This window comes from Pseudomonas segetis, assembly GCF_900188155.1.
Taxonomy (GTDB): domain Bacteria; phylum Pseudomonadota; class Gammaproteobacteria; order Pseudomonadales; family Pseudomonadaceae; genus Aquipseudomonas; species Aquipseudomonas segetis.
Genome location: NZ_FZOG01000002.1, coordinates 802,585 through 816,626, shown reverse-complemented (window position 1 = coordinate 816,626; position 14,042 = coordinate 802,585). Strand labels below are relative to the sequence as shown.

Genomic DNA, 14,042 nt, shown 5'->3' with positions numbered 1-14,042 from the left:
AGTATTCGGGAGATAGGATGATGGACGACAGTTTCAATTATTCAGATCAGCCGCTGGTGCTTGTTGTTGATGATATTCCTGAAAACCTTGAGCTGATGAGTGAGTTGTTGCTCGACAGTTACCGGGTGAAGGTGGCCAGCAGCGGTATCAATGCCTTGCGAATAGCGGCGAGCGAAACACCACCGGATTTGATTTTGCTCGATGTGATGATGCCCGGCATGGATGGCTATGAAGTTTGCCGTGCGCTAAAGCAAAACCCCCAGACCCAGGCTATTCCAGTCATCTTCCTGACCGCCAAGAGCGAGATTGCCGATGAGCAGCTTGGCTTCGACCTTGGGGCGGTTGACTACATCACCAAGCCGATCAGCCCGCCAATTGTGATGGCACGGGTCAAGTCACACCTGCAACTCAAGGCCGGCGCGGATTTCCTGCGTGATAAAAGCGAGTACCTGGAACTGGAGGTTCGCCGGCGCACCCGTGACATTGAAAAGCACCAGGAAGTCGCAATCGAGGCCATGGCCGGGTTGGCTGCCATGCGTGACAATCCCTGTAGCCAGCATTTGGCACGAATTAAAGCCTATATCGTCACACTGGCCACGGCATTGGCACGCCAGCAGCCAGGCTTGAGTGCGGAACTCGACGAAGAGCGAATCGCCCAGCTTGGACGCTCCGCCTTGCTGCATGGGATTGGCAAGCTGGTGCTGCCTGATCGTATCCTGCTGAGCCCGACCGACCTCAAAGGCCGTGACCTGGAACTGATGCGAAGTCACGCCAAGGCTGGCTATGTGGCTCTGGAGGCCGCAGAGCAAAAGCTAGACGGCGCGAATAGTTTTTTGAGCGAGGCCAAGGACATTGTCTACAGCCAACATGAAAACTGGGACGGTACAGGCTACCCGCAAGGTTTGCGGGGCGAGCAAATTCCGCTCTCGGCGCGACTGATGGCCGTGGCTGGGTGTTATGAGCAACTGACCAGCCATCATGCCTATCGCCAGCCGCTCACCCACGCCGCTGCCATGGCGCGGATTAATGCTGCCAGCGGCACCTTGTTCGATCCTTCGGTGGTGCTGGCCTTCATTGAGGCCGCGGATGCTTTCGCTGCGATCGCCCTGTCCCTGGAAGAAGACGCCGATGCCCTCAACTTCGAGCTTGAGCGCCTTAATGACTCTATGGGCGAAACGATAGAGTTGAGCTTGCCGACCGAGGAATAAACCGGTTACTCACTCCAGTCGAGGGTCAATGCTTCTTTCCAGGCAAAGCGCTCAAAGTGGCTGGCGACCACGCCCTTGAGGCGCTCCAGTTGTTCTGCGGTTTCGGCCTGTACGCTCAGCTGCAGGCCGGTTTCGCTGGCCTGGAGCAATGCCAGGCCGAACTCAAACTCGATACGGCCTTGTTGTTCGTCAAAGCTCACCGGGATCTTGTGGGCGAAATGTTTGCACAGCCGACTGATATAACGCGCCGGGCTATCGGTGCTGACGAATGCTGATGAAGTTAAGGTCATGGGTAATACCTTTTGCAGGTTTGTGAAAGGCCTAATAGGCGACGGTAAAGCGCTGGTGGATGTGCGCGGGTGCTTCCAGCTCATCGATAATTGCCACGGCCAGGTCGGCGACACTGATGCGAGCGGGGGCCTGGCCATCCATCAATAGCTGGTCGGTGCCAAGGCGAAACCTGCCCTTGCGCTCGCCTGGTTCGAGAATGGCAGGCGGCGAGATAAAGCTCCAGTCGAGATCAATTTTGTCTTGCAGCAGTTGCAGCACCTGGCGCGCACCTTCAGCCCCTTCCTTGTAGGCCGCAGGAAACCCCGGGGTGTCGATCAATTGCACGCCAGGGGCGACATACAGGCTGCCTGCGCCGCCAACAACCAGCAAATGCGTGACCCCGGCTTGCTTGGTCCCGGCATAGATCGCCTGGCTGCCTTGAACAAACAGCTGGCGGATATTCGCTTCGCCCCAGCCGGGATTGAAGGCATGCACCACAGCATCATGCCCGGCAACGGCTTGGGCAATATTGTCCGCATCGTAGGCATCACCTTTGCACGCCTTGAGCAAGGGGGCACCCGGCAGCTTCTCGGGGGAGCGGACAATGCCGGTTACTTGATGCTCGCGCTTCAATGCTTCGGCCAGAACGGCTGCGCCGACAAATCCCGTAGCGCCAATCAGGGCGATTTTCATCTGCTGGATATCCAAGTGATTCAGTGAATACATGGTTTCATAGAGGTAAAGCCCGGATAAATAGGCTATAAACGCTTTTACTGATAAGCAGGGCTTAATAATGGAGCAGTTAAAACGCATGGCAATCTTTGCCACTGTGGTTGAGCGTGGCTCAATGGTTGCCGCCGCCGAGGTGCTTGGAATGACTGCACCGGCGGTCAGCCAGCAGATTCGCAAGCTGGAACAAAGCACCCAGGTCAGCCTGCTGCACCGCACCACGCGCAAGCTCACCCTGACCGAGGCCGGAGCCGCCTTTTACCAAAGCAGCGCGCAGGTCATGGCGCTGGCCCAAGAGGCTGAACAGCGCTTGGCCGAGATGCGGGATGCGGCTGTCGGCGAGTTGCGCATCGCCGTGCCTGTAGGCTTTTCAGGGCGTCATCTGAGTGATGCGCTGGCACCTTTACTGCAAGCGCACAAGGGCTTGACTGTGCAGTTGTTCTTTCAGGATGAGCGTATCGACCTGGTTGACAAGCGTATCGACCTGGCCATTCGCGTAGGCCCCCAGCAAGACTCCAGCCTGGTTGCGCGGCACATTGGCGATGCTGTCTTCGTATTTTGCGCAGCGCCGAGTTATTTATTGAACCGCCCACCGATAAACAGCCCGCAAGACCTGGTCAGTGCCGATTGGGTGATGCTCAGCACCATGCAGATGCATGAAACCCTGAGCCTACAAGGGCCAGACTCCCAGGTTGAGAAAATTCGCATAGAGGGGCGGGTGGGTTGCAACAACCTGCTTGCGGTGCGTAACTTTACACTGGCGGGGATGGGCATATCGCTGCAGCCCGAGCATGAGATCCGTGATGAGCTGGCGACAGGTCAGTTGCGAGCAGTGTTACCCGGTTGGCAAATGCCGCCAGTGGGGATTTATATAGTGACGCCCAGGCGCGATGTACAGCCGGCCAAGGTGCGTTATGCGATAGAGGCGCTGCGTCGCCACTTGCTGGCCAATTGACAGGTTCCAGTAAGGTAATGGTCGTATAGACTGGGCGCTGTCGAAAGATTGCCGTATAACGAGCACAACAGGTGAAGTGAGCCACAAAGGACCCGTGATTAAAGCTGATGAAGACTCCAAAACGTCTTGAACCCTTGGTCGAAGATGGTCTGATCGACGAGGTGATACGCCCGCTGATGAGTGGTAAAGAGGCTGCGGTTTATGTAGTTCGCTGTGGTCAGGAATTGCGGTGTGCAAAGGTCTATAAGGAGGCTAACAAGCGGGGGTTCCGCCAGGCTGCGGAATATCAGGAAGGCCGCAAGGTGCGTAACAGTCGCGACGCACGGGCCATGGCCAAGGGCTCCAAGTACGGTCGCAAAGGCCAGGAAGATGCCTGGCAGAACGCTGAGGTAGGCGCTTTGTTCCGGCTGGCCAATGCCGGCGTGCGAGTGCCCAAGCCCTATGACTTCCTTGAGGGCGTGCTGTTGATGGAACTGGTCGATGACGGCGAGGGTGATGTTGCTCCTCGCCTCAATGATGTTGACCTGCATCCGGATGATGCCCGCGAGTTCCACGCATTCATGATCGAGGAAATCGTCAAGATGCTGTGCGCCGGCCTGGTGCACGGCGATTTGTCCGAGTTCAACGTATTGCTTGGCCCTGAAGGGCCGGTGATTATCGACTTGCCGCAAGCGGTCGATGCGGCGGGTAATAATCATGCCTTCAAGATGCTTGAGCGCGACGTTGGCAACATGGCTGCCTATTTCGGGCAGTTTGCCCCTGAACTCAAGTACACCAAGTACGCCAAGGAAATGTGGGCCTTGTACGAGGAGGGCAAGTTAACCCCCGAGTCGACCTTGACCGGTGAGTTTGATGATCCTGAAGATGCCGCAGATGTTGATGCGGTGATGCGTGAAATCAAGGCCGCATTGGCGGAGGAAGCGCGGCGCCAGGCGCTACTCGACGCGGATGATGCCCCGGCAGGGGAAGAGCCCCCGCCGCCGTGGATGCAATAGGCAAAAAGCCCCGGTAAAGGGGCTTTTTTGTGTCTCGCGTGCAGGTTATGGCTACAGGTTCGCCGCGCCAAAGGTGTCGCAACTGCCCAGCTTGCCGCTGTCAAACCCGGCCTTGAACCAGCGAGCGCGTTGCGCCGAGGTGCCGTGGGTGAAGGAGTCAGGCATCACCTGGCCGCGGGTCTGCTTTTGCAGGCGATCATCACCAATGGCATTGGCCGCATTCAAGGCTTCTTCAAGGTCGCCAGGTTCCAGCCAGTTCAGGCGGCGTTGTGCGCTGTTGGCCCAAACCCCTGCCAGGCAGTCGGCTTGCAGTTCCTGGCGGACCAGCAGGCCGTTGCTGCCTTCCATGCGTTGGCCAGCCCTGCGTGCGGCATCCACTTTTGCCGATACACCGAGCAGGGTTTGTACATGGTGGCCGATCTCATGGGCAATGACGTAAGCCTGGGCAAAGTCGCCAGCTGCGCCGAAGCGCTGTTCAAGTTCCTGGAAAAACGACAAGTCGAGGTAGACCTGGCGATCGCCCGGGCAATAGAACGGGCCTACCGCAGCATCGGCAAAGCCGCAGGCTGAATTGACCCCGCCACTGAACAACACCAGCTTTGGATCCTGGTATTGGCGATTGGCATTGCTGAAAATTTCGCGCCAGGTGTCTTCGGTGTCGCCCAGGATCGAGCGTACGAATTCAGACTGCTGGTCATTGGCAGCCGGGTTGTTGGGCTGTTGCTGAGGAGCTGGCGCGCTGCTTTGCGTGGCCTGGCCTGCAATGTTGCCAAGGATCTGCAGCGGGTCCTGGCCCATTAGCAGCCCGACCACCACGATCACGGCGACCCCGCCGAGGCTCAGGCCACGGCCACCCCCGAACCGTCTGCCTGCGCCACTACTGCCGCGGGCATCCACCACGTTGTCACTGCGTCGTCCTTTGCTCCAGCGCATTACTCGATTCCCTGTGATATTGCTGTTAATCAGTGTTGCTCAGTATAAGCCAGACGCCAGTCCAGTCGTCAGTCAGGGTCAATTATGCATATTGCTGGGCTTGGCCCCGGATGGCGCCTAAGCTGGCAGCTATAAATGGCTTGAAAGGGAGTTGGCGATGTTAGTGGCAAGAGTTGTTTTGACGATCCAGGTCATTATTTTGTTTGGCTTGGGCCTGGCATATTTTGTGAACCCGCAGCCCATGGCCAATGTTTCCGGCATGCTGCTGATGGAGGCTGCGGCTGTGACCGACGTGCGTGCCTATTACGGCGGCCTGCAAATTGGCCTGGCAGCTTTTCTGGGGTTGGCGCTGACACGCCTCGACCTGACCCGCAGTGCCCTGACCTTGATGGTGCTGCTTTACAGTGCGCTGGCCGTGGCCAGGCTGGGCGGCTTGTGGCTCGATGGTGGCGCGGGGCAAACCTTCAACCTCTACGCCTTGCTGGCAGAAGTGGTGGCCGGTGGGCTGAGTTTCTACGCCTTGCGCTGCCTCAATCGAGGCTAGGCGCTACTCAGCCTCAAGTCGTGCCTGAGGGCTGAGTATTGGCTTGAGCCGCGAGTTAGGCAATGGGCTTACTTGCGTACCAGCAGGACACCCGACTCCATGTGGTGGGTGTAGGGGAACTGGTCGAAGACAGCGCAGCGTTCAATGCGGTGCGTATCGCTGAGCTGCTCGATGTTGTCGGCCAGCGTCTGCGGGTTGCATGAGATATACAGGATGCGCTCGAAGCGTCGGGTCAGCTCGCAGGTGTCAGGGTCCATGCCGGCGCGTGGCGGGTCGACAAACACTGTGCCAAAGTCATAGCTTTTGAGGTCGATGCCAGCCAAACGGCGGAACGGACGCACCTCATTGAGCGCTTCGGTCAACTCCTCTGCGGACAAACGCACCAGGGTGACGTTATCGACTTGGTTGTCGGCAAGATTGGCCAGGGCGGCATTGACTGACGATTTGCTGATCTCGGTGGCCAGCACCTTACGTACGCGGGTCGCCAGCGGCAGGGTGAAGTTGCCGTTGCCACAGTAGAGTTCAAGCAAGTCGTCTTGCCGTTCGCCCAGGGCGTCGAAGGCCCAGTTGAGCATCTTCTGGTTGACCCGGCCGTTGGGCTGGGTGAAGGCACCTTCAGGCTGGCGATAACTGAAGCTGCGCCCGTTTACCTCCAACTCTTCAATCACATGGTCGCGGCCTATCACCAGGCGTTGGCCACGGGAGCGTCCGATCAGGCTGACACCCAGCTCGTTGGCCAGCTGTTGTGCTGCATTTTGCCAGTGTTCATCAAGCGGGCGGTGATAGCACAAGGTGATCAGCGCATCGCCGGCCAGGGTCGTCAGGAACTCAGCCTGGAACAGCTTGAAATTCAGTGCCTCGTTGGCTTGCCAGGCGGCTTTGACACGCGGCATCAAGTCATTGATGCGTTGGCTGGCAATCGGAAAATCCTCGATCAGGATCGGGGTACGTTTGTCGCCTGCGGCAAACATTGCATAAAAGCGTTCATTGCCTTCACGCCACAAGCGAAACTCGGCGCGTAAACGGTAATGTTCGCGCGGCGAGTCGAACACATCAGGTGCAGGCGCGTTGAACGGCGCAAGTAGGCTGATCAGGCGTTGCTTTTTTTCTTCCAGCTGAGCGTCATAGCTGGCTGGATCGAATTGTGGCGCACTCATGAATAACTCTTCAGCGTGGTCGGAAAGCGGCAGGTTAACCTGCCGCGATCATCAGGTGTGGGTGTTACCGAGTACAGCGTATCAGGCGTTAAACCAGGCGAACTTGATCACAAACAAAATCGCCAGGATCACCAGCGCCGGGTTCAGCTCTTTCCAGCGTCCCGCCAGCAACTTGATCGCTGCCCAGGCGATAAAGCCGAAGGCAATCCCGTTGGCTATCGAGAAGGTCAGCGGCATCGCCAGTGCGGTGATTACCACGGGGGCGGCAAGGGTGATATCGCTCCAGTCAATCTCGGCCAGGCCAGCGGTCATCAGTACCGCGACAAACAACAGCGCAGGCGCCGTGGCGAATGCCGGAACACTGCCTGCCAGTGGCGAGAAGAACAAGGCCAGTAGGAACAGGATGGCGACTACTACGGCGGTCAGGCCGGTGCGGCCGCCAGCGGTGACACCTGCGGCTGACTCGATATAGCTGGTGGTGGTCGAAGTGCCCAGTAATGAGCCGACCATGGCCGCGCTGCTGTCGGCTATCAGTGCCCGGCCCATTTTCGGCATGTAACCGTCGGCGCGCATCAGGCCCGCTTTTTTAGCAACGGCAATCAAGGTGCCGGAGTTATCGAACAGGTCAACAAAGAGGAAGGCGAACACCACGCTGACCAAGCCAATATCCAGCGCGCCCATGATGTCGAGCTGCATGAAGGTCGGGGCCAATGATGGCGGCATGGATACAAAGCCGCCGAACTGCGAGACACCCAGGGCAATACCAATGCCGGTGGTCAGCAAAATACCGATCAGCACCGCACCTGTAACCCGGCGCGCTTCAAGCGCGACGATAACGAAAAAACCGAGGATTGCCAGCAGTGGCTCGGGCTTGGACAGATCACCCATGCCCACCAGGGTTGCCGGGTTGGAAACGACGATGCCTGATTCCTTGAGGGCAATAAGCGCCAGGAAAAGACCAATGCCCGCGGCAATGGCCGAGCGCAGCTCCAGCGGGATGCTGTTGATGATCCACTCACGAATCTTGAAAATCGATAACAGGAAGAACATGCACGCCGAGAGGAACACCGCGCCCAGGGCGACTTGCCAGGTGTGGCCCATATGCAGGACCACTGTGTAGGTAAAGAAGGCATTGAGGCCCATGCCCGGAGCCAGGGCGATTGGGTAGTTGGCAATAAACCCCATGATCGCCGAGCCGATTGCTGCGGCCAGGCAGGTCGCGACAAAGATCGCGCCCTTGTCCATGCCTGTTTCCCCGAGAATGCTCGGGTTGACGAACAGGATGTACGCCATCGTCAGGAAGGTGGTCAGGCCGGCCAGCATCTCTGTGCGAATGTTGGTGTTGTGTGCTTTGAGTTGGAACAGTCTTTCCAGCATCTGGAGTTCCCCGTGACGCTAAATGCGCCGAAAGTGGCCTGATCGATAGCTAACTACATCCATCCATGGCTGAACTGTATAGCTGGCGATTGTGAAAAAGGCGCGCATCATAGCAGTAAGCCCGCTGGCGGTGAATCAAGGCAGCGTAGTACAGGCGCCGCTATAGGCGCCATGTCGCTTTAAGCACCGACTCCCGACTTCTGGGTTGCGGCCAGTTCTTGCTCGGTCTGTTCCAGGGTGTCGCGATGAGCCAGTGTCGGGAACAGTTTGATCCAGGTGCCGGTGACCAGGAGCGTGCCGACGCCACCGAGCACCACTGCGGGCACAGTGCCGAACCAGTGTGCGGTAAGGCCGGATTCGAACTCGCCGAGTTGGTTGGATGCGCCAATAAACAAGCCGTTGACCGCGCTGACCCGGCCCCGCATGGCGTCAGGGGTTTGTAATTGCACAAAGGCACCACGGATAACCATGCTGATCATGTCTGCAGCGCCCAGCACCACCAGTACCAGCAGGCTGAACCAGAAAGACGTCGAGATTCCGAACGCGATGGTGGCTACGCCAAAAATCGCCACGGCGGTGAACATGGTCCGCCCGACATGGCGATTGATCGGAAAGCGCGCCAACCAGAAGGACATCAGCAAGGCGCCTACCGCGGGCGCTGAACGCAGCAGGCCAAGCCCCCATGGGCCGGTCATCAGGATGTCTTTGGCAAACACCGGTAGCAGGGCTGTGGCTCCGCCGAGCAGCACCGCGAACAGATCGAGCGAGATTGCCCCAAACACATCGGGGCGACTGCGAATAAAGCGAATGCCAGCCAGCAGGTTGTTCAGCGATGCTTTTTCCTTGCTTTGCTGCGCCGGATGCTTCGGCAGGCTGAGCATCAAGCCGCAGGCCAGCACGTACAGGATTGCGGTCGGTACATAGACCCAGATGCTGCCAAAGGCAAACAGGAAACCACCCAGGGCAGGGGCGACAATGGTTGCGGTTTGCATGGCCGATGCTGATGCAGCAACCGCCGCCGGAAACAACGACGGAGGCACCAGGCGCGGCAGCAGTGCTTGCGTAGCGGGCATTTCAAAGGCCCTTGCCGCACCCAGGCTAAAGGCCAGCAGGAAGATCATCTCGCGGCTGATATCACCGCTGTAGCTGCTGATCACCAGCGCCAGGGCAATCAGCGCCTGAACTGTCTGGCATACGGCAGCAATGCGTGCACGGTTGTAGCGATCGGCCACGTGGCCGGTATGTAGCATAAAGAGTACGCGCGGCAGGAATTCGGCCAGGCCGACCAGGCCCAGGTCGAGCACGCTGCCAGTGAGTTTGTAGATATGCCAGCCGATGGCCACGGTCAGCATCTGGAAACCACTGGCGGTTGCAACGCGCGCCAGCCAGAAGGCTATGAAGGGGCGGTGATGGCGCAGCAGGGTTGGCGTGGTGTTTGACATAACAGCGTCAGCTCGGGCGTGGTCGGGCGCAAAGTCTAACTGAAACAAATTGTTTCGGCTGCTTCTGCGCAAATCACCATTAACCACAATGGCTTTATGGGGCCCAGGCCTGCCTGTGTCCTAAAGTCCTGATAAAGTGGTGCGCTATCTAAGGGACGGAGCCGTTAATGCAGCATCTAGATTTACTGGTCGTTCGCCAGGCACTGCAGTGGTCGCAGGCTGGCCAGCGGGTTTGGCTGTGCACAGTGCTATTTACCTATGGCTCGGCACCCAGGGCGCCTGGTTCTCTATTGGTCGTCAACGAACAGGGCAATTGGTTGGGGTCATTGTCTGGCGGTTGTGTAGAGGATGATTTTCTTCAGCGTGTGGCTGAAGGCGCATTTGTCGAGCCCGCAACGCTGGTGCGCTATGGCGATGGCAGCGATAGCCACTCCAATGTCAGCTTGCCCTGCGGCGGCGTGCTGGAAGTGCTGGTCGAGAACCTGGCCTGCAGTTGCGAAGTGCTGGCGCATTTGCGTGAGCTGGAGGCTGCATTGCTCGGACAGCGGCGTTTGTTGCGTTCAGTCACTGTGCCGCAGGGTTCATGGCAACTGAGTGCGGACCCCGATCACGGGCCTCGGGTACGCCGCGAGCTGGACACCTTGCATATCCGTGTTGGCGCCGCACAACGTCTACTGCTGGCCGGCTACTCCAGCGTCGCCCATGTCTGCGCCGAGTTTGGCAAGACCCTTGGTTTTGAAGTGGTGCTCTGTGATCCACGCGATGAGGTGCTGGACGGCGTCGAACTGCCGGGCGTCGAGATCCGCCGTGAGCTGCCTTCAATGGTAATCGCGGCAGGTGGCTGTCATGCCGATACCGCCGTTGTGGCCCTGACCCATGACCCGCGAATTGATGACCTGGCGATGATCGAAGCCGTGCGTACCGAGGCGTTCTATATCGGCGTGATGGGGTCGCAGCAAACCACGAGCAAGCGTTTCGAGCGTTTGTTGCGCTCGGGTGGGCTGTGCGAGGCTGATCTGGCGCGAATACAGGCGCCGATTGGTCTTAACCTGGGCAGTAAAACCCCGGCCGAGATTGCCCTGGCTGTGCTTGCGGATATCGTCCGTCTGCGCAATGGCGTGGCCAAGGCGCAACTTTGAGCTGTCCGTCAAAGGCAGTTGTCGCCGTGGTGCTGGCTGCCGGGCGAGGGCGGCGTTTTGGCAGCGACAAGCGCATCGCGCGGCTCGGTGATGGCCAGGGTCTGCTGGCGACGACTGTTGCTCGCGCCCAGCCCCACTTTGCGCAGCTCTATGTGGCCCTGCGTGAGGATGACGAGCCACAGGCGCTGGGGCTGCCAGGGCACACCCGGGTTATATGCTGCGCCGATGCCGATCAAGGCATGGGCACCAGTTTAGCCGGAGCCATTACCCAGGTCGCAGCGCTGAACAGCCAGGCGTCTGCAATTGCCGTCTTGTTGGGAGATATGCCCTGGCTCGAGGACCAGACATTGCTGCGCCTGGTTCAGGCCGCAGGCAGCTCGCGTATTGTGTTTCCTGTGTACAAGGGCGAGCGCGGTCATCCAGTCATATTCGGCCGCAAGTACTGGCCGCAGCTGCAGGGGCTCAAGGGCGAGCAGGGCGCCAGGGCGATATTGCACGAGCATGCCCATGCCTGCGTCGGGCTGGATGTTGCAGACCCGGCAGTCTTGCTCGATGTTGATTGTCCGCAGGCACTGCGCTGAAAACCGCAACTGATCGCGACAATGAACCACAGCGGTTAATTCCAGGTATGCAGCTATCCTTAGTTGGGTATTGATATGGATCAACATCAGGCTTATTGCTGGCGGATGGTTTTCACTGCAACTAGAGGCAAGGGAATGTGTCTGGCATCACTGTATGTGCTAACGATAAGAACGCTGGCGTCATTTGATGATCAGAGTCCAGTACGTTATTAGCGAACCTCGAATGAAGCGAGGTTTTGTATCACCTGATTGAGGACGCGCCATGTTTGGCTTAGAGGCATTGGAGTTAGCCCGGATCCAGTTTGCTTTCACCATCTCGTTTCACATTATTTTTCCTGCAATCACCATCGGTTTGGCGAGCTACCTGGCCGTTCTTGAAGGCTTGTGGCTGAAAACCGGCAAAAGCGTATACATGGATTTGTATCACTTCTGGTCGAAGATATTTGCCGTCAACTTTGGCATGGGCGTGGTTTCCGGCCTGGTGATGGCTTATCAGTTCGGGACTAACTGGAGTGCCTTCTCTGACTTTGCCGGTGCCGTTACCGGCCCCTTGCTGACGTACGAAGTGCTCACTGCATTCTTTCTCGAAGCAGGTTTTCTCGGTGTCATGCTGTTTGGCTTGAACCGCGTCGGGCCTGGCTTGCACTTCTTCTCTACCTTGATGGTCGCCATAGGTACGCTGATCTCGACATTCTGGATCCTTGCCTCCAACAGCTGGATGCAGACGCCCCAGGGTTTTGAAATCGTCGATGGTCGGGTGATCCCCGTAGACTGGTTCGCGGTGGTGTTCAATCCGTCCTTCCCTTATCGCCTGATGCACATGGCAACGGCTGCATTCCTGGCCACAGCCTTCTTTGTCGGTGCATCCGCGGCCTGGCACCTGCTGCGTGGTCGTGACAACCCGGCAGTGCGCAAGATGCTTTCCATGGCCATGTGGATGGCGCTGATCGTTGCACCCATTCAGGCGGTGATTGGCGATGCCCACGGCCTCAATACGCTGGAGCATCAACCTGCCAAAATTGCTGCGATTGAGGGGCACTGGGAAAACCCTCCGGGCGAAGCAACGCCGTTGATTCTGTTTGGCTGGCCGGACATGGAGCGCGAGGAAACCCGCTTCAAGGTCGAGATCCCTAAATTGGGCAGCTTGATCCTGACCCACAGCCTTGACAAGCAAGTCCCCGCGCTCAAGGAATTTCCCAAGGAAGACCGGCCAAACTCGACCGTGGTGTTCTGGAGCTTCCGGATCATGGTCGGCCTTGGCTTGTTGATGATTATGATGGGCGCCTGGGCGTTGCTGCTGCGACCGCGCGGCAAGCTTTATGAGAATCGCGCTTTCTTGCACATGGCGCTATGGATGGGACCTTCGGGCCTGATCGCAATCCTGGCGGGCTGGTTCACCACGGAAATCGGTCGCCAACCTTGGGTTGTGTACGGATTGATGCGCACCTCGGACGCGGTTTCAAATCACACGGTCGTGCAGATGAGTGTGACCCTGGTGTTGTTTGTGGTGGTTTATTTCGCGCTTTTTGGCGCCGGTCTCGGCTACATGATGCGCCTGGTGCGCAAAGGGCCAGTACCTGCAGAAGGCACTAACCATCAAGAAGGTGGCCCAGGCCAACAACGTACGCCGTCTCGTCCGCTGTCTGCTGCACCGGACGATGAAGACGACACCCAGACTGAAAGGAGCTGAACATGGTCGGCATAGATCTCTCGCATATCTGGGCGGTGATCATCGCTTTCGGTGTGATGATGTACGTAGTCATGGATGGGTTCGATCTGGGTATCGGTATCCTTTTTCCCTTCGTCAAGGATGATCGCGAACGTGATCTGATGATGAACTCCGTGGCACCGGTTTGGGATGGCAATGAAACCTGGCTGGTACTGGGTGGCGCGGCGCTGTTCGGCGCCTTCCCGCTGGCCTACGCGGTGGTGCTGGACGCCCTCTATCTGCCGCTGATCTTCATGCTGCTCGGGTTGATTTTCCGCGGTGTGGCCTTTGAGTTTCGCTTCAAGGCCAAAGCCCATAAGCGGCATATCTGGGACAAGGCCTTTATTGGCGGCTCAATCACCGCGACCTTTTTCCAGGGCGTTACCCTTGGCGCCTATATCGATGGCATCGAGGTGGTTGGCCGTACCTACGCGGGTGGTCCGCTGGACTGGCTAAAACCTTTCGCGCTGTTTTGTGGTTTGGCCTTGGTCGCCGCCTATGCCTTGTTGGGTTGCACCTGGTTGATCATGAAAACCGAGGGACGCTTGCAGGAACAGATGCATGACCTGGGCAAGCCGCTGATTCTTGTGGTCCTGGCGGTTACTGGTATCGTCAGCCTGTGGACGCCTTTGGCTCATCCCGAGATTGCCGAGCGCTGGTTCAGCCTGCCTAATATTTTCTGGCTCTCGCCTGTGCCGATACTGGTTCTGCTTTGTACCTGGGCCTTGTGGCGGGCTGTGCAGAAACGTCAGCACTACGCCCCGTTTTTGCTGACCCTTGGCTTGATCTTCCTGGGCTACAGCGGCTTGGGCCTGAGCCTGTGGCCGAATATCATCCCGCCTAGCGTGACTATCTGGGAGGCCGCATCGCCGCCGCAAAGCCAGGCGTTTATCCTGGTCGGCGCGTTGTTCATCATCCCCTTTATCCTGATGTACACCGCGTGGAGCTACTACGTGTTCCGCGGCAAGATAACCCACGAACATGGCTACCATTAAGGATCGCAG

General features: G+C 58.2%; 14 protein-coding genes. 8 read left to right on the top strand and 6 right to left on the bottom strand.

Annotated elements, in window-relative coordinates:
* The first annotated feature begins 20 nt into the window (after positions 1 to 20).
* A complete protein-coding gene (locus CHB79_RS09665; RefSeq protein WP_089359702.1) occupies positions 21 to 1,208 on the top strand; it encodes an HD domain-containing phosphohydrolase in 1,188 nt (395 codons plus the stop codon).
* Positions 1,209 to 1,213: 5 nt separating this feature from the next.
* On the opposite strand, the gene CHB79_RS09660 is transcribed toward CHB79_RS09665, so the two are convergent.
* Together CHB79_RS09660 and CHB79_RS09655 are read right to left on the bottom strand one after the other, a co-directional pair.
* Positions 1,214 to 1,498, bottom strand: coding sequence for a DUF2218 domain-containing protein (locus CHB79_RS09660; RefSeq protein WP_010489583.1), 285 nt, complete (start codon positions 1,496 to 1,498; stop codon positions 1,214 to 1,216).
* A gap of 31 nt (positions 1,499 to 1,529) precedes the next feature.
* Entirely contained in the window at positions 1,530 to 2,171 is a 642-nt protein-coding gene (locus CHB79_RS09655; RefSeq protein ID WP_089359960.1) for an NAD(P)-dependent oxidoreductase, read from the bottom strand.
* Between the two features lie 100 nt (positions 2,172 to 2,271).
* Here CHB79_RS09655 and CHB79_RS09650 point away from each other — a divergent pair, with 100 nt between their 5' ends.
* Together CHB79_RS09650 and CHB79_RS09645 are read left to right on the top strand one after the other, a co-directional pair.
* Positions 2,272 to 3,162 (top strand): LysR family transcriptional regulator, encoded by an 891-nt coding sequence (locus tag CHB79_RS09650; RefSeq protein WP_089359701.1) that lies wholly within the window; start codon positions 2,272 to 2,274, stop codon positions 3,160 to 3,162.
* Positions 3,163 to 3,269: 107 nt separating this feature from the next.
* Positions 3,270 to 4,157: a PA4780 family RIO1-like protein kinase gene (locus CHB79_RS09645; protein ID WP_010489586.1), complete on the top strand. Its 888-nt coding sequence runs from the start codon at positions 3,270 to 3,272 to the stop codon at positions 4,155 to 4,157.
* Positions 4,158 to 4,208: 51 nt separating this feature from the next.
* Here CHB79_RS09645 and ypfJ read toward each other — a convergent pair whose 3' ends face one another.
* Positions 4,209 to 5,090, bottom strand: coding sequence for a KPN_02809 family neutral zinc metallopeptidase (ypfJ, locus tag CHB79_RS09640; RefSeq protein ID WP_089359700.1), 882 nt, complete (start codon positions 5,088 to 5,090; stop codon positions 4,209 to 4,211).
* Between the two features lie 157 nt (positions 5,091 to 5,247).
* Between ypfJ and CHB79_RS09635 the strand changes: the two genes are divergently transcribed.
* Positions 5,248 to 5,634, top strand: coding sequence for a DUF4345 domain-containing protein (locus CHB79_RS09635; RefSeq protein WP_029529657.1), 387 nt, complete (start codon positions 5,248 to 5,250; stop codon positions 5,632 to 5,634).
* A gap of 68 nt (positions 5,635 to 5,702) precedes the next feature.
* Here the strand turns inward: CHB79_RS09635 and trmA are convergent, their stop codons facing one another.
* The 3 genes from trmA to CHB79_RS09620 form a co-directional block, all read right to left on the bottom strand.
* A complete protein-coding gene (trmA, locus tag CHB79_RS09630) occupies positions 5,703 to 6,791 on the bottom strand; it encodes a tRNA (uridine(54)-C5)-methyltransferase TrmA (protein ID WP_089359699.1) in 1,089 nt (362 codons plus the stop codon).
* An 81-nt stretch (positions 6,792 to 6,872) separates the two neighbouring features.
* Complete coding sequence (locus CHB79_RS09625; RefSeq protein WP_089359698.1) at positions 6,873 to 8,168, bottom strand: NCS2 family permease; 1,296 nt, start codon at positions 8,166 to 8,168, stop codon at positions 6,873 to 6,875.
* 179 nt (positions 8,169 to 8,347) lie between these two features.
* A complete protein-coding gene (locus CHB79_RS09620; RefSeq protein WP_089359697.1) occupies positions 8,348 to 9,610 on the bottom strand; it encodes an MFS transporter in 1,263 nt (420 codons plus the stop codon).
* 167 nt (positions 9,611 to 9,777) lie between these two features.
* Here CHB79_RS09620 and CHB79_RS09615 point away from each other — a divergent pair, with 167 nt between their 5' ends.
* From CHB79_RS09615 to cydB, 4 genes are all read left to right on the top strand, one after another.
* Positions 9,778 to 10,749 (top strand): XdhC family protein, encoded by a 972-nt coding sequence (locus tag CHB79_RS09615; RefSeq protein WP_010489592.1) that lies wholly within the window; start codon positions 9,778 to 9,780, stop codon positions 10,747 to 10,749.
* On the top strand, positions 10,746 to 11,330 hold the full coding sequence (locus CHB79_RS09610) for a nucleotidyltransferase family protein (RefSeq protein WP_245851407.1): 585 nt from the start codon (positions 10,746 to 10,748) through the stop codon (positions 11,328 to 11,330). Before CHB79_RS09615 ends, CHB79_RS09610 begins: the two co-directional genes overlap by 4 nt.
* Positions 11,331 to 11,592: 262 nt before the next feature.
* Entirely contained in the window at positions 11,593 to 13,020 is a 1,428-nt protein-coding gene (locus CHB79_RS09605) for a cytochrome ubiquinol oxidase subunit I (RefSeq protein WP_010489594.1), read from the top strand.
* A gap of 2 nt (positions 13,021 to 13,022) precedes the next feature.
* Positions 13,023 to 14,033, top strand: a complete 1,011-nt coding sequence (gene cydB, locus CHB79_RS09600) for a cytochrome d ubiquinol oxidase subunit II (RefSeq protein WP_010489595.1) — start codon at positions 13,023 to 13,025, stop codon at positions 14,031 to 14,033.
* The last annotated feature ends 9 nt before the right edge of the window (positions 14,034 to 14,042 follow it).

Bases quoted from the DNA above. Each gene is read 5' to 3' on its own strand.
- CHB79_RS09665 (WP_089359702.1), top strand. From the start codon at position 21: ATGGACGACAGTTTCAATTATTCAGATCAGCCGCTGGTGCTTGTTGTT.
- CHB79_RS09660 (WP_010489583.1), bottom strand. From the start codon at position 1,498: ATGACCTTAACTTCATCAGCATTCGTCAGCACCGATAGCCCGGCGCGT.
- CHB79_RS09655 (WP_089359960.1), bottom strand. From the start codon at position 2,171: ATGAAAATCGCCCTGATTGGCGCTACGGGATTTGTCGGCGCAGCCGTT.
- CHB79_RS09650 (WP_089359701.1), top strand. From the start codon at position 2,272: ATGGAGCAGTTAAAACGCATGGCAATCTTTGCCACTGTGGTTGAGCGT.
- CHB79_RS09645 (WP_010489586.1), top strand. From the start codon at position 3,270: ATGAAGACTCCAAAACGTCTTGAACCCTTGGTCGAAGATGGTCTGATC.
- ypfJ (WP_089359700.1), bottom strand. From the start codon at position 5,090: ATGCGCTGGAGCAAAGGACGACGCAGTGACAACGTGGTGGATGCCCGC.
- CHB79_RS09635 (WP_029529657.1), top strand. From the start codon at position 5,248: ATGTTAGTGGCAAGAGTTGTTTTGACGATCCAGGTCATTATTTTGTTT.
- trmA (WP_089359699.1), bottom strand. From the start codon at position 6,791: ATGAGTGCGCCACAATTCGATCCAGCCAGCTATGACGCTCAGCTGGAA.
- CHB79_RS09625 (WP_089359698.1), bottom strand. From the start codon at position 8,168: ATGCTGGAAAGACTGTTCCAACTCAAAGCACACAACACCAACATTCGC.
- CHB79_RS09620 (WP_089359697.1), bottom strand. From the start codon at position 9,610: ATGTCAAACACCACGCCAACCCTGCTGCGCCATCACCGCCCCTTCATA.
- CHB79_RS09615 (WP_010489592.1), top strand. From the start codon at position 9,778: ATGCAGCATCTAGATTTACTGGTCGTTCGCCAGGCACTGCAGTGGTCG.
- CHB79_RS09605 (WP_010489594.1), top strand. From the start codon at position 11,593: ATGTTTGGCTTAGAGGCATTGGAGTTAGCCCGGATCCAGTTTGCTTTC.
- cydB (WP_010489595.1), top strand. From the start codon at position 13,023: ATGGTCGGCATAGATCTCTCGCATATCTGGGCGGTGATCATCGCTTTC.